Source organism: Pseudomonas sp. G1002, from assembly GCF_013385455.1.
GTDB lineage: Bacteria > Pseudomonadota > Gammaproteobacteria > Pseudomonadales > Pseudomonadaceae > Aquipseudomonas.
The window spans coordinates 37,403-55,350 of the sequence record NZ_JACAPY010000016.1 but is presented as its reverse complement, the minus strand read 5'-3'; the positions used below and the strand labels follow the sequence as shown (position 1 = coordinate 55,350).

19 protein-coding genes are annotated in these 17,948 nt (G+C 60.7%); 12 read left to right on the top strand and 7 right to left on the bottom strand.

Features of this window, described 5'->3' with window-relative positions; all coding sequences use genetic code 11:
* Positions 1-38: 38 nt before the first annotated feature.
* From HX801_RS06450 to HX801_RS06435, 4 genes are all read right to left on the bottom strand, one after another.
* A complete protein-coding gene (locus HX801_RS06450) occupies positions 39-743 on the bottom strand; it encodes a hypothetical protein (RefSeq protein ID WP_003216395.1) in 705 nt (234 codons plus the stop codon).
* A 102-nt stretch (positions 744-845) separates the two neighbouring features.
* On the bottom strand, positions 846-1,100 hold the full coding sequence (locus HX801_RS06445) for a Txe/YoeB family addiction module toxin (RefSeq protein ID WP_087692806.1): 255 nt from the start codon (positions 1,098-1,100) through the stop codon (positions 846-848).
* Complete coding sequence (locus HX801_RS06440; RefSeq protein WP_087692805.1) at positions 1,097-1,351, bottom strand: type II toxin-antitoxin system prevent-host-death family antitoxin; 255 nt, start codon at positions 1,349-1,351, stop codon at positions 1,097-1,099. Before HX801_RS06440 ends, HX801_RS06445 begins: the two co-directional genes overlap by 4 nt.
* 147 nt (positions 1,352-1,498) lie before the next feature.
* Complete coding sequence (locus HX801_RS06435; RefSeq protein ID WP_177021805.1) at positions 1,499-2,701, bottom strand: pyridoxal phosphate-dependent aminotransferase; 1,203 nt, start codon at positions 2,699-2,701, stop codon at positions 1,499-1,501.
* Between the two features lie 223 nt (positions 2,702-2,924).
* On the opposite strand from HX801_RS06435, the gene HX801_RS06430 reads away from it, so the two are divergent.
* A complete protein-coding gene (locus HX801_RS06430) occupies positions 2,925-4,949 on the top strand; it encodes a c-type cytochrome (protein WP_177021804.1) in 2,025 nt (674 codons plus the stop codon).
* 142 nt (positions 4,950-5,091) lie between these two features.
* Here HX801_RS06430 and HX801_RS06425 read toward each other — a convergent pair whose 3' ends face one another.
* Positions 5,092-7,110, bottom strand: a complete 2,019-nt coding sequence (locus HX801_RS06425; protein WP_177021803.1) for a TonB-dependent receptor — start codon at positions 7,108-7,110, stop codon at positions 5,092-5,094.
* A 378-nt stretch (positions 7,111-7,488) separates the two neighbouring features.
* On the opposite strand from HX801_RS06425, the gene HX801_RS06420 reads away from it, so the two are divergent.
* Complete coding sequence (locus HX801_RS06420) at positions 7,489-7,725, top strand: VF530 family DNA-binding protein (protein ID WP_003216406.1); 237 nt, start codon at positions 7,489-7,491, stop codon at positions 7,723-7,725.
* A gap of 1 nt (position 7,726) precedes the next feature.
* Positions 7,727-8,368: a Pr6Pr family membrane protein gene (locus HX801_RS06415; RefSeq protein ID WP_177021802.1), complete on the top strand. Its 642-nt coding sequence runs from the start codon at positions 7,727-7,729 to the stop codon at positions 8,366-8,368.
* Positions 8,369-8,439: 71 nt separating this feature from the next.
* Here the strand turns inward: HX801_RS06415 and HX801_RS06410 are convergent, their stop codons facing one another.
* Positions 8,440-9,189: a siderophore-interacting protein gene (locus HX801_RS06410; RefSeq protein ID WP_008435572.1), complete on the bottom strand. Its 750-nt coding sequence runs from the start codon at positions 9,187-9,189 to the stop codon at positions 8,440-8,442.
* The gene (locus tag HX801_RS06405) at positions 9,186-9,734 is read right to left on the bottom strand and encodes a PadR family transcriptional regulator (RefSeq protein ID WP_003216412.1); all 549 of its coding nucleotides are present in this window, start codon (positions 9,732-9,734) and stop codon (positions 9,186-9,188) included. Before HX801_RS06405 ends, HX801_RS06410 begins: the two co-directional genes overlap by 4 nt.
* Positions 9,735-10,274: 540 nt before the next feature.
* Between HX801_RS06405 and HX801_RS06400 the strand changes: the two genes are divergently transcribed.
* From HX801_RS06400 to HX801_RS06360, 9 genes are read left to right on the top strand one after another with little or no spacing between them, the layout of a single operon-like run.
* Complete coding sequence (locus HX801_RS06400) at positions 10,275-10,796, top strand: fimbrial protein (protein WP_023659208.1); 522 nt, start codon at positions 10,275-10,277, stop codon at positions 10,794-10,796.
* 51 nt (positions 10,797-10,847) lie between these two features.
* Positions 10,848-11,408, top strand: a complete 561-nt coding sequence (locus tag HX801_RS06395) for a fimbrial protein (RefSeq protein WP_023659209.1) — start codon at positions 10,848-10,850, stop codon at positions 11,406-11,408.
* 16 nt (positions 11,409-11,424) lie between these two features.
* Positions 11,425-14,037 carry an outer membrane usher protein gene (locus HX801_RS06390; RefSeq protein ID WP_177021801.1) on the top strand — a complete coding sequence of 871 codons (2,613 nt, stop codon included), beginning with the start codon at positions 11,425-11,427 and terminating at the stop codon, positions 14,035-14,037.
* Positions 14,034-14,786: a fimbria/pilus periplasmic chaperone gene (locus HX801_RS06385; protein ID WP_008435565.1), complete on the top strand. Its 753-nt coding sequence runs from the start codon at positions 14,034-14,036 to the stop codon at positions 14,784-14,786. Before HX801_RS06390 ends, HX801_RS06385 begins: the two co-directional genes overlap by 4 nt.
* A gap of 21 nt (positions 14,787-14,807) precedes the next feature.
* Positions 14,808-15,389 (top strand): fimbrial protein, encoded by a 582-nt coding sequence (locus HX801_RS06380; protein ID WP_003216422.1) that lies wholly within the window; start codon positions 14,808-14,810, stop codon positions 15,387-15,389.
* A 10-nt stretch (positions 15,390-15,399) separates the two neighbouring features.
* A complete protein-coding gene (locus HX801_RS06375) occupies positions 15,400-15,897 on the top strand; it encodes a fimbrial protein (RefSeq protein ID WP_003216424.1) in 498 nt (165 codons plus the stop codon).
* Between the two features lie 14 nt (positions 15,898-15,911).
* A complete protein-coding gene (locus HX801_RS06370) occupies positions 15,912-16,391 on the top strand; it encodes a fimbrial protein (RefSeq protein WP_003216426.1) in 480 nt (159 codons plus the stop codon).
* Between the two features lie 11 nt (positions 16,392-16,402).
* The gene (locus tag HX801_RS06365) at positions 16,403-16,936 is read left to right on the top strand and encodes a fimbrial protein (protein WP_087692798.1); all 534 of its coding nucleotides are present in this window, start codon (positions 16,403-16,405) and stop codon (positions 16,934-16,936) included.
* A 36-nt stretch (positions 16,937-16,972) separates the two neighbouring features.
* Positions 16,973-17,944 (top strand): fimbrial protein, encoded by a 972-nt coding sequence (locus tag HX801_RS06360; protein ID WP_008435561.1) that lies wholly within the window; start codon positions 16,973-16,975, stop codon positions 17,942-17,944.
* Positions 17,945-17,948 lie beyond the last annotated feature (4 nt).

Genomic DNA, 17,948 nt, shown 5'->3' with positions numbered 1-17,948 from the left:
GTCTTCGCGAGCAAGCCCGCTCCCACATTTAGATCGGGTTACTGCTGGGCGATGCTGTAGCCCTCAAACGCCGTCTGCTGCTGCAGCGCGGTGATGATGCTTTTACGCGTCAGTGGCTGCTCGGCGCCCGAGTTATCCACAAAGGTTTCAACTTCCAGTTCCGCCTCGTCACCTTCACCGACAAAGGTAAAGCCGAGGAATTCAAACGCCTCACGGTCCACGTTCGGCTTGGAGCGCGGCGAACGCAGCGGCAGGGTGACGCTGATGCCGTCCTTGCTGATGGCGAACACTTCCACTTCCTTCTTCGGGCGGGAAGCCTTGCCTTTGCCGGCGCTCGGGTTGCTGATGGCCTGGTGGGTCTGGTTCAGCACCTTGAGGGCCAGGCCGTAGACCAGCTCCTGGAACTCCGGGTCGTCCTTGAAGCTGGACAGGATGCGGCTGATGGAGAACTTGCTGTTCAGGTCTTCGAGGGCGGCGTTGTCGGCGGCTTCGGCGTCCTTGAGCTGCTTGAGCTCGCCCATCAGGTCGTAGGCCTTGTCGTCGTCGAAGGCGTCGTGGGCCTGGCGGATGGCCACGCGCAGCTCGCGGATCTGGTCGCTTTCCTTGGAGGTGTGGAACGCGTCCAGCACCATTTCACTGATGGTCTTGGCCGCCGGCACGTGCTGTGAAAGATTGATGGCGTTTTCGTATTCAGCTTTGGATTGCAAGGCGACTACGGATTCTTCGGTGCGGGAATCAGACATTGAAATTTCACTACTTCAGTAAACGGGGAGACGGGAAAAGCGTCGCGCATTTTCAGCGGGGAGGGGGATCAGGTCAAGGCAGGATCCTGACGGTAAATGGCGTCAATAGTGATAGCGACACATGAGGATCTGTATTTCACCCTCCTCAATCCCGTACACCAGACGATGTTCCGCTGTGATTCGCCTGGACCAGAAACCACTGAGGTTATGTTTGAGTGGTTCTGGTTTGCCAACGCCGTCAAAAGGATCACGCTGGATCGATTTGATCAGTAAGTTGATGCGTTTGAGCCCAGCTTTGTCGTTTTGTTGAAACCAGAGGTAGTCGTCCCAGCCTTCAGGCGTAAAGAGTATTTTCATTCTTCAATCAACTGCCTCGGCTTGGCCTTTCCGGCTCGCAGGCTGTTGATCGATTTGATCAAGCGTTCCGCGTTGTTGGGAGAGCGCAGCAGATAGGCCGTCTCTTCAAGAGCGTTGAACTCTGAGAGAGAGATCATGACCACCGGTTCACCTTTTTGCCGGGTCACCAACAGAGGGGCACGATCTTCGTTTACCCGATCCATCGTGTCCGAGAGATGGGCCCGTGCATGGGTGTAGTTGATAGTTTCCATAATTGAGTCCTCGCTTAATGGCTGAAACGTACAGAAATACGTACAGGTCATCAAGGGGCATCTTACCAACGGTTGATTTAACCAAGGCGCTTGCCCATTTCGAAGCCGCGTTTTTCGTAGCCCAATTCCTGGTACAGCCGCTACCTGTTATCGGCGATCACGTAAAGGCGCGGCGTCGGCCCCAAGCCCTTCGACGAAGCCGGCAATGCGCTGGCAAGCCTCCCTGAGGGTGTCATCGGCGACGGTAAACGAAACCCGCACAAACCCTTCGGCGCTGGGGCCAAACGCTTGGGCGTCAAGCACCGATACGCCGGTCTGGCGATACAGTTGCCAGGCGAATTCCCGGCCGCTGAGCCCGGTGCGGCGTACGTCCACCAGCATGAACATGCCCGCCTGGGGGACTCGGCAGTCCAGCTCGCTGATCGCACTCAACGCGTTCACCACCAGGTCACGCCGGCGCCGATACACCGCGCGGGCATCGCTGACCACGGCCTCATCCAGTTCCAGTGCCTTGATCGCCGCCGCCTGGATAAACCCTGGCAGGCCGTAAATCATGCACAGCAGCAAGTTCTCCAGATGGCTGATCAACGTGGGCGGGCCTGCCACCCAGCCTACCCGCCAGCCAGTCATGGCGTGGCTTTTCGACAGGCTGTTGAGCACCACCGTACGCTCGGCCATGCCGGGTAATGCGCTGATGCTCAGGTGTTGATCGTCATAGATGAGCTGCCCATACACTTCATCGCAAATCACCCACAGGTCGTGGGCGCGTGCCACTTCGGCGACGGCTTCCAGCTCTTCGCGGCAGTAGACATTGCCGGTGGGGTTGCACGGTGTAGCGAGGGCGATGCCCCGGGTCTTGTCGGTAATCGCGGCTTGCAGCGCGGTGCGGGTCAGGCGAAAGCCGTTGGCGGCCGGTTGTTCGACGGTTCTAATGCGTGCCCCCGAGGCTTGGACACAGGCCTCGTAGGTCAGGTACATCGGCTCTGGCACCAGCACTTCATCGCCGTGGCTGAACAGGCACAAGCAGGCCGCGAACAGGCCATTCTGCGCGCCGGCGACCAGGGCGATATTGTCGGCGTGCACCGCAATCCCTTGCAGCAGGCTCTGCCGGGCCGCGATGGCTTCCCGCAGTTTCGGGCGGCCGAGCACAGGGGTGTAGTGGGTGTCGCCGGCGCGCAGGGCGTCCACGGCGGTTTCACAGATCGCGCTGTGTGTGGCGAAATCCGGGTCGCCGACACTGAGCACAATCACGTCTTCGCCACGCAGTTGGGCTTCGGCGGCGGCGTAGTGAATATCCCAGGCACTGACGGATTCGCCGCCAATGCGCCCCACAAAGGGTGAATAACGCATCCTTGCTCTCCTCGCCGACATCGATGCCCGCGTCAATTAGTCAATTTCAGTTCCACTGTAGAACATGCCGCCTGATCCACATCAAGGGCCGCGCGCAAAAAATCCGCTACAACGAAGCTGGGGCCGACCATGCCCCGGTTATCTGCCTGATGACCCAATAAAAACGATTGCAGACCTGCGCCGAGGGGACCGCCCCAGGCCGGGTTATTAAAGGAATAGTGCGATGATTTTTCCCCTGTCACGTCTGGGCCTTGTGGGGGTGGTGCTGTGCCTGTCCCTTCCCCTGCACGCCAACGAAGCCGACCCCACGCTGATCGAACAGGGCAAATACGTTGCCCAACTGGGCGACTGCATCGCCTGCCACACCGCCAGGCAAGGCGCGCAAATGGCCGGCGGGCTGGAACTGGGCACGCCGATGGGCACGATCTATTCGAGCAACATCACCCCGGACCGTGACACCGGCATCGGCCAGTACACCTTCGAGCAGTTCGACCGGGTGATGCGTGAAGGCGTGACGCCGGCCGGGCAGAACCTGTACCCGGCGATGCCTTACCCGTCCTACGCGAAGATGAGCGAAGGCGACATGCGCGCCCTGTTCGCCTACCTGATGCAGGGCGTGGAAGCGGTGAGCAAACCCAATCAGGGAGCGGAGATGGGCTTCCCGTTCAACCAGCGCTGGGGCCTGGCGTTGTGGAATTTGGCGTTTCTCGACAAACAACCATTCGTGCCGGACCCGGCGAAGGATGACGTGCTTAACCGTGGCGCCTACCTCGTCCAGGGCCTGGGCCACTGCGGCTCGTGCCACACCCCGCGCGGCATCGCCTTCCAGGAAAAAGCCATGAGCGACGCGGGCCGCAGTGGCCGGCATTACCTGGCCGGGGAGACTGTCGAGCACTGGCGCGCCTTGAGCCTGCGCAACCTGTGGACGGTGGACGACACCGTGCAATTGCTCAAGACCGGGCAGAACCGCTTTGCCACGGTCGCGGGCAACATGGCGGATGTGATTCATCACAGTACCCAACACTTCACCGATGCCGATTTGACCGCCATCGCGACGTATCTCAAATCCCTGCCGCCGGGCAAGGACGACCTGCCGATGCCCGCCGTGGCCCACGAACCCGCCGCACCGCCCAAGGACTTGTTCACCAGCCGTGGTGGCCTGGGTTACATGCAGTTTTGCAGTGACTGCCACCGCAGCGATGGCGGCGGGGTGAAAGGGCTGTTCCCGCCGTTGGCCGGCAACCCGAGCGTTGCCTCGAACAACCCGACGTCACTGCTGCACATCACCCTCACCGGTTGGGAAACCGCCGAGACCGCAGCCCATCCACGGGTCTACACCATGCCTGGGTTTGCGCGGTTGGCGGATCAGGAAATCGCTGAAATCCTCAGTTTCGTGCGCAGCCGTTGGGGCAACGAAGGCACGCCTGTCACGGCTGCCCAAGTGAAGAAAATGCGCGGCCAGCTCAACCCGGTCACCACCGATTCGTCAGCGTTTGAAACCCCACGCCTGGCCGAATTGTTGGCGGCGCCGAATGCCGATCAGGTGGTACGCGGCATGCGCCTGCACCTGCAGACCAAGGAACTGCTGCCCAATAACGTGGGCAACTCGCTGAACTGCACCAGCTGCCATCTCAACGCCGGCACCGTGGCGGATGGTTCGCCGTTTGTGGGCGTCTCGGCATTTTTCCCGAGCTATGCGCCGCGTGCGGGCAAGGTGGTGAGCCTGGAAGAGCGGATCAACGGCTGCTTCCGTCGCTCGATGAATGGCAAGCCGTTGCCAGCGGAATCGGCGGATATGCAGGCGATGGTGGCGTACTTCGACTGGATGAAAAACAACACCAGGCCCGAAGATAAAGTCGCCGGGCGCGGGGTGGGCAAGGTCGACCCGGCGATCAAACCGGATATGCAGAATGGCAGGCAGGTGTACGCCCGGCAATGCGCGGTGTGCCATGGCGACAATGGCCAAGGGTTGACGCGGGCGGATGGCGAGTTGGTGTACCCGCCGTTGTGGGGCGAGCAGTCGTTCAATATCGGGGCGGGGATGGCGCGGCTGTACACGGCGGCGGCGTTCGTCAAACGCAACATGCCGATCGGTTTTCACGAGAAATTCCCGTTGGGGCAGGGCGGGTTGTCGGATCAGGAGGCGGTGGATGTGGCAGCGTACTTCTCCCAACAACCTCGTCCGGATTTCCCGGACAAGGTGAAGGACTGGCCGAAGGGGGGTAAGCCCGTGGATGCGCGGTACTAACCCCACCACCTGTTCGAAGTGGGCACAGTCAATGTGGGAGCGGGCTTGCTCGCGAAGACGGTGAGTCAGTCACCCATGTATTGACTGACACTCCGCTTTCGCGAGCAAGCCCGCTCCCACAGTTTTAACCGAGTGCAGTCAGTTAGAAGGTGGTGCGCAGACCGACCTGCACACTTCGACCCGGCGCCGGGGCGATGTCCCGCAGGATCGAACTGGCGTAGCGCACGGTCTGGTTCGTCAGGTTCTCGCCGTTGACGAACGCCAGCCACTGGCTGCCGCCGACATTGAAGCGGTAGCCGGCGCTGGCGCCCAACGTGGTGTAGCCGTCGGTACCGCTTTCGTTATCCGGCACCCGCCCCTGGCCCGCCGCGTGTTCAACGTCAATACGCGCCTGCCAGCGATCCAGTTCCCACAAGAGGCCGCTGTTCAAACGCAACGGTGCAATGCGGGGCAACGCTTCACCCGTGTCCAGGTTGGTTGCACGGGTGTAGTCGCCCGACAGTTCCAGCGCAAACTTGCCGTAGACACCTTCCCCCAGCTTGATGTGATCCTGGGCTTCAAAGCCTGCGAAACGCGCACGCACACCGGAATATTTGTACTCAGGGATGCCGCCGGCGTCTTCCTCGCCTTCGTCATTCAAGGTGCGACCGCTGCCCAGCAGGCCGATGTAGTTGGAGAAGTGGCTGTAGAACACGCCGAAGCTGCCCTTGTGGGTGCCGTTGTCGAAGCGCAGCGCCAGGTCGCTGGACACGGCTTTTTCTTTCGACAGGTTGGCGTCGCCCAGTTCGTAGGTGCCGGTGGCGACGTGAGCGCCGTTGGCATACAGCTCGTAGAAGGTCGGGGCACGTTCGGTGTAGCCGAGGGTGGCGGCCAGGGACCAGATCGGCGTGAGGGTGTACACCGCGCCGGACGACAGGCTGCCGGCGGTGAAGTCGGCGGATTTGTCGGCATTGGCGAAGCGTGCGTTGCCCTTGCCGTCCGGGTCGACGTTGGTGTGTTCCAGGCGCCCGCCGAGGCTCAGCTTGAGGCGCTCGGCGGCCTGCATTTCTTCGAGGATAAACAGCGCGCCGGCGTTGGTATCGGTCTGCGGCACGAAGGCTTCTTCACCCAGGGCCGAGAATTCATTGCGACTGACTTGGGCGCCCACCACGCCGTTGAACGGCCCGATCGGCAAGTGTCGCGCTTCCACCCGGGCTTCATAGCCCTTGTTCTTGAAGGTGGTACCGGTCTCGCCGCCTTCGATTTCCATGTGCTTGTAGTCGGTATAGCCGGCGTCGAGTTTGACCGAGGTGAACGGGCCTTGCAGGTTGCGGATTTCGGACGCAAAGGCGTAGTGATCCTGCTTCATGCGGATGCGCACGTCCTGCTCGGCCGGGGAGCCGTAGTTGCTGTCGTAGTTGCTGTAGGACAGCCCGGCGTAACCGTCGTCCCAAGTGTAGGAACCGCCGACTGCACCACCGTCCTGGCGTCCGTCGCTGTTGCCGAGGCGACCGTTCTTGCCTTCACCGTCGTCGCTTGGCGGTGCATGGCGGCTGCGGGCAAAGCCGGGGATTTTCAGGTCGTTGAATTCCCGCGCGCTGGCGTCCAGGTGCAAGGCGAAGGTGCCGTTGCCGGCTTCCAGTTTGCCGGCGCTGCTGCGGGTGGTGTCGGCGCCGCCGTAGCGCAATTCACCAGCACCGTGAATGCCTTCGATGGCTTCGGTGGGGATGCGGTTGTCGAAGGTATTGACCACGCCGCCGATGGCGCTGCCGCCATAGAGCAGGGCGGCCGGGCCACGCACGATTTCGATGCGGTCGACGTTGACCGGGTCCAGCGGCACGGCGTGGTCATAGGACAACGACGAGGCATCCAGCGCGCCGACTCCGTTGCGCAGGAGGCGAATGCGGTCACCATCCTGGCCACGAATGATCGGCCGGCTGGCCCCCGGGCCGAAGTACGACGACGACACACCGGGCTGCTTGTTCAGGGTTTCACCCAGGCTGCCTTTTTGTTGCAGGGTCAGGTCATCGCCTTCCAGCACGGTGGTGGGCGAGGCGAGGGTTTCGCTGCCCAGCGGGTTGCCGGTGATGACTTGAGGTTGCAGTTCCAGGGCGTTGGCCTGGGAGGTGATCAACAGGGCGGCGGCCAGCGGGGTGAGGCGCCAGAGAGAAGAGAGGGACATCGGTCGTTCCTTGGCAAACGGCAAAAAGAGAAGGCTGAAAACGGTAAGGGATTCGATACCCTTTGATAGTTATCGTTACAATATAACATCACTTTTTTCCCTGCCAAGGGGAACTTTCCCAAACCCCGCTCGATCACTCCCACGCTGATCGTTCCCACGCTCTGCGTGGAAATGCATGCCGTGACGCTCTGCGTCACCATTGCGCAGGGTTAAAACTTGCGTCGACCGAGGGACGCAGAGCGTCCAATTCGGCATTCCCATGCAGGGCGTGGGAACGATCGAACAGTGGCCTATAGTGAAGGCAACGCTTCCACCCGCACGGCCCGTCCGCTAAGGTGCGCGGCTTCGTTTTCTTCTTTTCTGCACAAAAGGCCCGGCATGACCGCGACAAACAAAGACCCACTGCACGGCGTCACCCTGGAACAGGTCCTCACCGCGCTGGTGGCGCATTACCAATGGGAAGGCCTGGCCGAGCGCATCAACATCCGCTGTTTTTCCAGTGACCCGAGCATCAAGTCGAGCCTGTCGTTCCTGCGCAAGACCCCGTGGGCGCGGGAGAAGGTCGAAGGTTTGTACGTGAAGTTGATGCGCACCAAGCGACCGGTCGAGGACTGAGGTGAAACGTCACCTTATCGGCCTCGCAGCCCTCGGCGGTTGGGCCGGCCTGGCGCTGCAGCAGTACATCATTTTCTACTTCCGCTGGGTCGATGGCGCCAGCCTGTTGCCGGGCCTGGTGAATTTCTTCAGCTTCTTCACCGTGCTCACCAACACCCTGGTGGCGGTGGTGTTGACCCATGCGTGGGTGCAACGGCCAACCGCGGCGAGCCGGTTCTTCCTCGGGCCCGTAGTCAGCAGCGGGATTGCCGTGAGCATTGTCGTGGTCAGCCTCGCCTACAGCCTGTTGTTGCGCCACATGTGGCAGCCTGCGGGGGTGCAGTTTGTGGCGGACGAGTTGCTGCACGATGTGATGCCGTTGGTGTTTGTCGCGTATTGGTGGTGGTGCGTGCCCAAGGGCAGTCTGCGCCTCAAACACATCGGGCTGTGGGTGATTTACCCGGTGGTGTACTTCGCCTATGTGTTGTTGCGCGGGTATGTGTGGGGGCTGTATCAGTACCCGTTCATTAACGTGGACACCCTGGGTTATCCACAGGTGTTCATCAATGCCGGGGGGATTCTGGTGGGGTTTGTGCTGATTGCTCTGGGGGTGGTGGGGCTGGATAAAATCTGTAGGAGCGAGCTTGCTCGCGAAGAACGTTAACGATAACGCAGTGTGTCTGGTTTAACGCGGCGCTCTCAGGTTCTTCGCGAGCAAGCTCGCTCCTACAGGGATCACTGTTGCCAGTAACCCACGGCCTTGAGGAATGCCTCATTGACGTTGTGCGTGTCCAGCAGCACCCGCCGTACCTGGCGCGAGAGCTTGCTCTCGGTGGCGACAAAGCTGTACAGCGAACCGCCCGGCAGCGTCAGGTTCTGCACCGTCTCGAGCAGGTCATCCTGGCCGCGCACCACCCAGATCACTTCCACTTCGGCAGCGCTGGCCAGCGGCTGCTGTTCCGCCGCATTGGCGATCTCTATCACCGCCAATACCTTGCGCCCCGCCGGCAATTCGTCCAGGCGCCGGGCAATCGCCGGGATCGCGGTTTCATCGCCGATCAATAGGTAGCTGTCGAAGATATCCGGCACGATCATCGAGCCACGCGGCCCGCCGATGTGCAGGTGCTGACCGACCTTGGCCTGCTCGGCCCAGGTGGAGGCAGGGCCATCGCCATGCAGCACGAAGTCGATGTCCAGCTCGCCGATGTCCAGGTCGTACCGGCGTGGGGTGTAGTCGCGCATGGCGGGTTGCGGGCCGTCGCCGCGCAGGTTGAAGTCGGGGCTGTCCAGCGCCGCTTGTTCGGCGGCGTTCTGTGGGAACAGCAGCTTGATGTGATCGTCACTGCCCAGGCTGATAAAGCCCGCCAGTTCCGGCCCGCCCAGGGTGATGCGGCGCATGCGCGGGGTGATGTCGACCACCCGCAGGACTTCGAGGCGGCGGCGTTTGATTTCGTGGGTCACGCGGTGGATGGCTTGGGTATTCATTGAGCTTTCCCGTCGGCAATGGCTTGGGCGGTGCTGTTGAGCAGCGCCGCGACACGAACGATTTCTTCCGGGCTCCAGCGCCCGTGGTGCGAATGCAAGGCGTGGCGCAGGTTATGCACCGCCTCGTGGATTTCCGGCGGACGGTCCTGGCCCCGCAGCGAACGTTTGCTCACATCCATGCGCATGCGAATGCCTTCGAGGGCAACCGCCTGTTCGCTTAAGAAGAGACGACCGGCGTCGGTGATTGTGTAGCGTTTTTTTCCGTCTTCGGCGTCGCCGGTAATCAGTTCGCTTTCTTCGAGAAAGGTCAGCGTGGGGTAGATCACGCCGGGGCTGGGGCTGTAGGCGCCGTCGAACAGGGTCTCGATCCGGCGAATCAGGTCGTAGCCATGGCACGGCTGTTCGGCGATCAGCGCCGGCAGCAGCAGTTTCAGGTCGCCGGGGGCGAAGACCCGTGGGCCACGGCCGCCGCGCTCGCGGCCTGGACGTTTGTCGAAGCCGTCGCGGCTGTCACCGGGGTCGCGGTGTGAATGATGGTCTCTCATTTCGGGTGCTCTCGTTTGGTTTAGATACAACGTAAGATATATCTTATTGCCGCCGCAACCCCGGCAGACGAACGGTCATCTCGCGTCTTGTGAGACGGGACTCGAAACGGGCCGATCAGCGCACTGACCCTTTCGACATATTCGCCAACTTGTTAGTTGGCGCGCCCCAGTAATTACTGTTGTTTTTTATAATATGTAATCCTATTCTTACGGACTTGTTCTGCACTAAATCATTCTCGTTAAGTTGATGTAGTCCGTTTCTTACGGTTGATTCAAAAGTTTTGGCAAAGTGCCATAATTTTCCTATGTGTCTTGGTGTGACAAGGCTACGTGAATAAGCGAATCGACCGGCTTTCATATTCAAAATCGAAATGGATAATTGCCCGGCCTCGAACGAACTCCTGAATTGCAATACAAGTAATTGGAAAGCATCCGATTTCGATTGCTTCAGGAAATTGTTCTGGCGCTGGGTTAATTAAGTCCTGTGCGCAACTAAGCCAGGATTTTGTTTTGATTTTTAATACATGTGAGCCTCTGCAAATGAAGACTAAAGTAAAAGCTGCGCTGTTGACTGTCGGCCTGTTGGCGGGTTCGATCTCTGTTGCTAATGCGGCGGACGGGACGATTACATTTACCGGTTCGGTCCATTCGGGTGCTTGCTCTATCAAGCCTGAGTCTGTGGATCAGTCAGTTGCACTTGGCGCTATTGCAAAGCATCAGTTGCAATCCGGCGGCAAGTCCACCGCCCGCCCCGTGGCGATCGAGCTTGAAGGGTGCGACCTGTCTGGCCTCACCGATAACACCGTGACCACTACCTTCACCGGTGCACCGTCCAGCGTTGTGCCTGGCGGCATCGGCACAGTCGGCAGCGCGGGCGGCATCGGCATCATGATGACCCACGGCGGCAAAGCGATTGAGCTGGGCGTGCCAACCACTCCGCAGGCCATTGTTGCCGGTAATAACACCCTGCAGTTCGGCGCCTACGTACAAGGCCAGGCGACAGGCGACATCGTTCCTGGTGATTTCAGCGCGGTCACCAACTTCACCTTGGCTTATCAGTAAGTGTTTCCCCCGCCACCACTGGTGGCGGGGGAAAACTGGCGGGAGATCAAGGTGAAAACATTCATAAGTCTCGCTATTGCCTCTTCATTGACGTTGTTCATCAGCCCTTGTGATGCCGCGCAGACGCGTGTGCAAGGCGATGGGCTCGTCACGCTGGGAGGCGAGATCATCGACTCGGCCTGCGGGCTGGAAGCGGTCACTGCCGATCAGACCATCGACATGCCTCCCGAACCCATCGGCCGCTTGTTGCGAGAGGGCGCGGGGCAAATGCAGCCGTTCCAGCTACGGCTGGTCAACTGCACCGTGACGCGTCCCGACCCGCTGCGCCCCGGCGAAACGCTGCCGGACTGGGAGCATCTTCGCGTGACGTTCGACGGGCCCAGCGATATGGGCGGGCGCACCTTTGCGGCCTTTGGGGCCTCGCAGGGGGTTGCTTTCCATATTGAGGACGCCGCTGGCCAGGTGAGTGTGCCGGGAGTGCCGATGGCGCTGCTGCCGGTGGTTGATGGCGACATGACACTTCATTACAGGCTCCGCCTGGTGGGCAACGGAGTGCCGCTGTTGGCAGGGGCTCACCGCGCGGCAGTGCGGTTCAAGTTGGAATACTTTTGAAGATTGAGTTGCGTGTATGTTGAATACGTCGAAAGTCATGAATACGCTGCGCCCCAGCCTCTTTGGCGGGTTGATATCACTGGCTGGAACTGCAATGGGCGCCGGGGATATTGAGTTTAATACCGACGTTCTTGATCTGATTGATCGCTCCAATATTGACCTGTCTCAGTTTGCACGCAGTGGGTTTATCTTGCCTGGCACCTACTCGATGGTGGTCCAGCTCAATACCCAACCTATATCTGAACAATCGGTGGCGTTCTTTGCCCCCGATGATGATCCCAAAGGCAGTGTGCCCTGTTTATCGCGCGAGCTTGTCGAGCAACTGGGCCTCAAGGCGTCCGGTGCTGACCAGCTGAAGTGGTGGAAGGGCGGGCAGTGCCTGGATGTCACGGGCTTGCCCGGCATGGAAGTCAGTGCCGACCTGGGCACGTCCACCCTGGACATCAACCTTCCCCAGGCCTACCTGGAATACAGCGCCATCAACTGGGACCCGCCGTCACGTTGGGACGAGGGGGTGCCGGGGCTGCTGGTCGACTACAACATGACGGCGCAGTCCAGCTACCGCAAAGGTGACGGTACGCGCAATGACCTCAGCGGTAACGGCACACTCGGGGCCAATGCCGGGGCTTGGCGCCTGCGGGCGGATTGGCAAGGGCGTGTCGAGAAAGACCGCGAGGCGCAGGCCAGCCGGCAAAAACTGGAGTGGAGTCGCTATTACGCATATCGCGCCATTCCTGCGCTGAAGGCACGCCTGGTGTTGGGCGAGGACTACCTGTATTCGGACCTGTTCGACAGCTTCCGCTTTACCGGTGCCGGGCTCAAGTCAGACGAAAGCCAGCTGCCGCCCAACCTGCGGGGCTATGCACCGGAAGTGGTCGGGGTGGCCAAGACCAATGCAAAGGTTGTCATCAGCCAGCAGGGGCGTGTGCTCTATGAAACGCTGGTGGCGGCAGGCCCTTTTCGGATCCAGGACCTTAACGACGCCGTGTCCGGCACGCTGGATGTGCGGGTCGAGGAGCAGGACGGTTCGGTACAGAAATTCCAGCTCGATACGGCAGGCGTTCCCTACCTGACGCGTCCCGGGCAGGTTCGTTACAAGCTGTCTGCCGGGCGACCGTCCAACCTGCAGTACCACTCCCACGGTGACTTTTTCGGCACCGGCGAATTTTCCTGGGGAATCAGCAATGGTTGGTCGCTGCTGGGCGGTGCGATAACGGATAACAACTACCGTGCGCTGTCGGTGGGGGCGGGGCGGGATTTGCTGGCGTTCGGGGCCGTTTCCCTGGACGTCACCCAGTCTCGCGCCAGCCTGTGGAACCAAACACTTTCGGGCAAATCCTACCGCCTTCAATATTCCAAGAACTTTGAAGAGTACGACAGCCAGGTCACCTTCGCCGGTTACCGGTTCTCCGAGAAGAACTACTTGAGCATGAGCCAATACCTGGATGCTCGGCACTATGGGTTGAACGGTGAATTGGGTGGGCGCGGCGTGTTCGATGAAGACGGTAACTTCATTGAACACTGGAAACCCATTGGCGGTAACAAGGCGCTGTATACGGTCACGGTGAACAAACAGTTCCGCGATCTGAACACCACGGTGTATGCCAGCTACAACAAACAAACCTATTGGAACCGGCCGGACACCCAGCGCTGGAACCTGTCGGCGTCTCGTTACTTCAACGTGGGCTCTGTCAGGAACATGAGCCTGTCGCTGAATTTATATCGCACCCATGAATACCAATATAAGGACAACGGAGCAGCGCTGACGGTCAGCCTGCCATTGGGACCCACCGGCACCCTGTCGATGGATGCCAACAGGGCCGGCGGCAAAAACAGCTTTACCACACGCTACGCCGATCGCCTGGATGAACGTAACAGCTACCAGGTCAGTGCCAGCGACACCTCGGCCAGCGGCTACCTGAGCCATATTGGTGACCAGGCCGACATCGACCTCAGCGCCACGACGCAACAAGGCAATAACCGCACCCTCAGCGCATCCGTGCGTGGCGGCGGCACGCTCACGCCTTACGGCGGGGCGCTGCATCGAACCACCAGTACCGGCGGAACCCGGCTGCTGGTCGATACCGCCGGTGTGCCCGATGTGCCCGTGCGGGGCTACGGCACGCCGACCCGCAGCAACGCGTTCGGCAAGGCGGTCATCTCCGACATCACCAGCTACCAGCGTACGGCGGCCAGTGTTGACTTGGAGAAATTGCCCAGCGATGTCGAGGCCACTCAATCCGTGACGCAACTGACCCTCACCGAGGGGGCCATTGGCTACCGATCCCTGGAAGTGATTTCCGGCCAGAAGGCCATGGCGGTTCTTCGCCTGCCGGATGGCAGCGCACCGCCCTTCGGCGCCACGGTGAAAAACCGCAAGCAGCAGGACACCGGGGTGGTGAATGACGGCGGGGATGTCTACCTGAGCGGCATTCAGGCCGGCGAGCAGATGATCGTCAGCTGGGGCGGCACCGAGCGTTGTGTCCTGACGCTGCCTGTCGAGTTGCCAACGGATGCGTACACCGATGCCCTGCAACTGCGCTGCCAGAGGGTAGCCGTCGATCAAGCCTCACCCGAGCCAGCCAGCCTGACCGGCCAGCGAAACACTATGGAGAACCCATCCTCATGAAACACCACATACGTTTTACCTACGCACTGCTGCTGGCGGTCTTGAGCCAGAGCGCCAACGCCGCTGTCGGCCTGGACCGTACCCGCGTGATTTTCGACGGTGGCAAAGACGCAACCAGCGTCAACATCACCAACAACAACCCCCAGTTGCCGTACCTGGCCCAGGGCTGGATCGAGGATGAAGAGGGCAACAAGATCACCTCGCCGTTGATCGTGCTGCCACCGGTCCAACGCCTGGAGCCCGGCAAGCAGAGCCAGGTAAAAGTCCAGGCGTTGCCGGCCGCCAAATCGCTGCCCCAGGATCGGGAGACGGTCTACTACTTCAACCTGCGGGAAATTCCGCCGCGCAGCGACAAGCCCAACACCCTGCAAATCGCCCTGCAAACCCGGATCAAATTGTTTTACCGGCCGCAGGCAATTACCCCCACCCAGCAGGACCTGTCCAACCCATGGCAGGAAAAGCTGACCCTTACCCGGCAAGGCGATCACTACCAGGTGAATAACCCCACGCCTTACTACGTGACCCTGGTGGATGCGCGCAGCAGCAAGGACGGCAAGACCATACCGGGCTTCGAGCCGGTGATGGTCCCGCCCAAAGGCACGCAGGCCCTGGGGCCGACTGCCAAGGAGCTCGGCACCACCCCCTATTTGTCCTACGTGAATGATTACGGTGGCCGTCCGCTGCTGGCGTTCACCTGCAGTGGCGAGACATGCAAGGTGAACACGCAACTGTCTGTGGCCAATCAGTAGTGCCTGCTGCCGGAGAACGTCATGAAGTTGCACACAGTGAAGGTCTTGGGCGGTCTGTTGCTGGCCCTGATGGGGCCGGCGCACGCCGCGGATGACGAGGATGTGGAGGGCATGGTCGGGATGCTCAACATTCTCGGGTCCATGCATGAAACCCCCTGCAGCCTGGAGATGGCATCCCTGCACCAGACGATCGACCTGGGCCCGGTGTCGGCCAGCCAGTTGCAACGGCCGGGTGACCAGGCGACCTCCGTGGCCTTTCAACTGCTGTTCGAGGATTGCCGGCGCACCGCCGGCCGCATCGCCAGTGAACGCACGGGGAACCTGACATGGAGTGCTTATCAACCGGTGCTCTCGGTGGCGTTCATCGCACCAGCCGATGCCGACGATTCACGGCTGGTCAAGGTGCAAGGCATCACCGGGATGGGCCTGCGCCTGACCGATTCCCAGGGGCGCGATGTACAGCTGGGTTCAAGGGGGGAGCCATTGTTCTTGCCCTTGGGCCGCAACACGCAGACCTGGAACGTCCAGCCCACGCGCACCCCGGCACCCCTGACCAGCGGCGCATTCCGGGCCGTGGTGGATTTCAGGCTCAATTATGAGTAAGGGCAGAACAATGACCAGGTTAACCGGCCCGTGGGCCATTTTTATCGGTGCGGGACTGCTGTGGGCGGTCAGCCAGGGCGTGCAGGCCGATACCAACCTGACGATCCGCGCGACCATCATTGCACCTCCACCGTGCGTGATTAACAGCGGCGGCACACTGAATGTGCCGTTCGGCAATGACCTGCTGACGTCACGGATTGATGGCGTGAATTATCGACGGGACGTGCCGTATACCGTCACCTGCAGTCCTCCCGTTTACAGCAACGCGATGACCCTGGAACTCAAGGGCGCGGCAGCCGGGTTTGATAACAAAGTGCTCTCGACCCCCAAGACCGACCTGGGGGTCAAGCTCTTCGCCAATGGGGCGGACTGGCCGCTGAACACGCCGCTCAGGTTTACCCATCCGACCTTTCCGGCCGTGCAGGCGGTGCCGGTCAAGCGCGCAGGCAGCACGCTGACGGGCGGGGCATTTGCGACCGCCGCCACCCTCGTGATCGAGTACCAATAATGAGGAAACGATCAATGAAATGTTGGCCACAGCGAACGTTGCTCGGCTTGTGTTGCTTCGGCTTTTTCAGTGCTGCGTCGGCCAACCTGACGTTCAACGGAACGCTGAACGAGCCGCCGCCCTGCACGATTGATTCGGGCAGCACGATTGAAGTCGATTTCGGGGATGTCGGCACCAAGCGTGTCGATGGCGTGAAATATCGCAGGGCCGTCGGCTACACCATCCGCTGCGGCGCCTCCACGCTGCCGTGGCTGTTGAAGTTGAGCGTCAAGGGCGCAGAGACAAGCTTTGATAACGCGGCCCTGCAGACCACTGCGCCTGACCTGGGCATTCGGCTGTACCAGAACAACGCGCCGTTTCGCCTCAACACGCCGCTGGACATCAGCCTGGCGGCACCGCCGACCTTGGAAGTGGTGCCGGTCAAACGGCCGGGTTCGGTCCTGAAGGCCCAAGGGTTCACGGCGGTGGCCACGCTGTTGGCTGAATACCAGTAGGAGTCGAGTGTATGCGACACGCAATGATTCATAAGGGCCTGGTCCTGCTGCTGACCTTCGGCCTGGCGGCCACGGCGCAGGCGGTGGACAACCTGAGGTTCAAGGGCAACCTGGTGGAACAGGCCTGCACCATCCGCCCGGGCGATGAAGCCATCACCCTGGAGCTGTGGGACCTGACCAGCAAGCACCTCTACATCAACACGCGCTCAGTGGGCAAACGTTTCACCCTGCACCTGGATGACTGCAATACCACCATCAGCGACTCGGTGACCATCCTGTTCAACGGTGCGGAAAACCGCGCGCTGCCCGGTTTGTTCGCGCTGGACGGTGGCAGCGGTGCCTCTGGTATCGGGCTGGGTTTGGAGACACTGAGCGACAAGCCGGTGCCGGTGAACAAGGTCGGCGACGAACAGAAATTGAGCCCCGGCAACAACGTCATCCTGCTCAAGGCCTATGTGCAGGGTGAGCCGGATGCCCTGCGGGACAAGACCATCGGGCACGGCAGCTACCGTGTGACTTCGACGTTTACGCTGGATTATCCGTAACGCTAAACCGTTATGCATGGGATGAAAGAGAACAACATGAAACGACTATTTGGAGCCGTTGTGCTGCTTGCCCTGGCTGGCGTCACGACGACCGTGAAAGCGGCTGATTGCCGGGTCAATGGCGGCAATTGGCAACGGGTGAGCATTGGCGGGACGTTGAACCTGCAGGTTCCGGTGAATGTGCGGCTGGAGGTGAATGAGCCGCGCATTCTCCTGTCCGGGGTGAGGATCGAATGCCGGTTTGAACCGGACAGCTATACCCCGGATGGACGGCAGGACTACTGGGCCACCGGGACGAGGATCGGCCCGGCCTGGTCGCCTGGTCCGAAGTTCGTCAGCCAGACGACCGGCTTGCGTATCAATGGCAGTTATTGGAACACGCCTATCCAGGCGGGTATCAGGATTGCGACCATGCCTAACAATACGTCTCCGATCCCGATCGATGTCATCCCTTATATATTGATCCGCAACAACCCGACCAACCCGATCGACATTCGAATAGGTGACACTCTGGGCGTGTTACGTCTCGACCAGACCAACAACTACGATTCCTTTTCCACGAGCCTGCAGCTTACGTACATCGCCAACAACGACTTCACCATCTCCCCGTCGTCGTGCACGATCAACAATAACCAACCGATTGAAATCAACTTCGGCAACGTGCACCAGAGGGCGATAGGCACCGACCCCGTATCAACCACCGTTCGTACCGATCGCACGCTCACCTACCGGTGCCCGGACCCGGGGATTACCACGCCGATCACCATTACCTACAAAGGCACGCCGTCCTCGTTCAACGCCAATGCGCTGGTGATGAGCAATCCGAACGTGGGCACGGCCCTTGTCCGTCAGGGGACTGCGGTTCGAGTCAATGGCTCGTTCCTGACCCGTATCACCAACAGTTCCGGGAGCGACGTTGTAACGTTCGCCCTGGTCAAGCAGGCGGGGTCCCTGCCTGTCGAGGGGCCGTTGAACGGCAGCGGCGTACTGGTAATGGGGGTGCCATGACACA

Coding starts and splice junctions, on each gene's coding strand:
- HX801_RS06450 (WP_003216395.1), bottom strand. CDS start 743: ATGTCTGATTCCCGCACCGAAGAATCCGTAGTCGCCTTGCAATCCAAA.
- HX801_RS06445 (WP_087692806.1), bottom strand. CDS start 1,100: ATGAAAATACTCTTTACGCCTGAAGGCTGGGACGACTACCTCTGGTTT.
- HX801_RS06440 (WP_087692805.1), bottom strand. CDS start 1,351: ATGGAAACTATCAACTACACCCATGCACGGGCCCATCTCTCGGACACG.
- HX801_RS06435 (WP_177021805.1), bottom strand. CDS start 2,701: ATGCGTTATTCACCCTTTGTGGGGCGCATTGGCGGCGAATCCGTCAGT.
- HX801_RS06430 (WP_177021804.1), top strand. CDS start 2,925: ATGATTTTTCCCCTGTCACGTCTGGGCCTTGTGGGGGTGGTGCTGTGC.
- HX801_RS06425 (WP_177021803.1), bottom strand. CDS start 7,110: ATGTCCCTCTCTTCTCTCTGGCGCCTCACCCCGCTGGCCGCCGCCCTG.
- HX801_RS06420 (WP_003216406.1), top strand. CDS start 7,489: ATGACCGCGACAAACAAAGACCCACTGCACGGCGTCACCCTGGAACAG.
- HX801_RS06410 (WP_008435572.1), bottom strand. CDS start 9,189: ATGAATACCCAAGCCATCCACCGCGTGACCCACGAAATCAAACGCCGC.
- HX801_RS06405 (WP_003216412.1), bottom strand. CDS start 9,734: ATGAGAGACCATCATTCACACCGCGACCCCGGTGACAGCCGCGACGGC.
- HX801_RS06400 (WP_023659208.1), top strand. CDS start 10,275: ATGAAGACTAAAGTAAAAGCTGCGCTGTTGACTGTCGGCCTGTTGGCG.
- HX801_RS06390 (WP_177021801.1), top strand. CDS start 11,425: ATGTTGAATACGTCGAAAGTCATGAATACGCTGCGCCCCAGCCTCTTT.
- HX801_RS06385 (WP_008435565.1), top strand. CDS start 14,034: ATGAAACACCACATACGTTTTACCTACGCACTGCTGCTGGCGGTCTTG.
- HX801_RS06380 (WP_003216422.1), top strand. CDS start 14,808: ATGAAGTTGCACACAGTGAAGGTCTTGGGCGGTCTGTTGCTGGCCCTG.
- HX801_RS06375 (WP_003216424.1), top strand. CDS start 15,400: ATGACCAGGTTAACCGGCCCGTGGGCCATTTTTATCGGTGCGGGACTG.
- HX801_RS06370 (WP_003216426.1), top strand. CDS start 15,912: ATGAAATGTTGGCCACAGCGAACGTTGCTCGGCTTGTGTTGCTTCGGC.
- HX801_RS06365 (WP_087692798.1), top strand. CDS start 16,403: ATGCGACACGCAATGATTCATAAGGGCCTGGTCCTGCTGCTGACCTTC.
- HX801_RS06360 (WP_008435561.1), top strand. CDS start 16,973: ATGAAACGACTATTTGGAGCCGTTGTGCTGCTTGCCCTGGCTGGCGTC.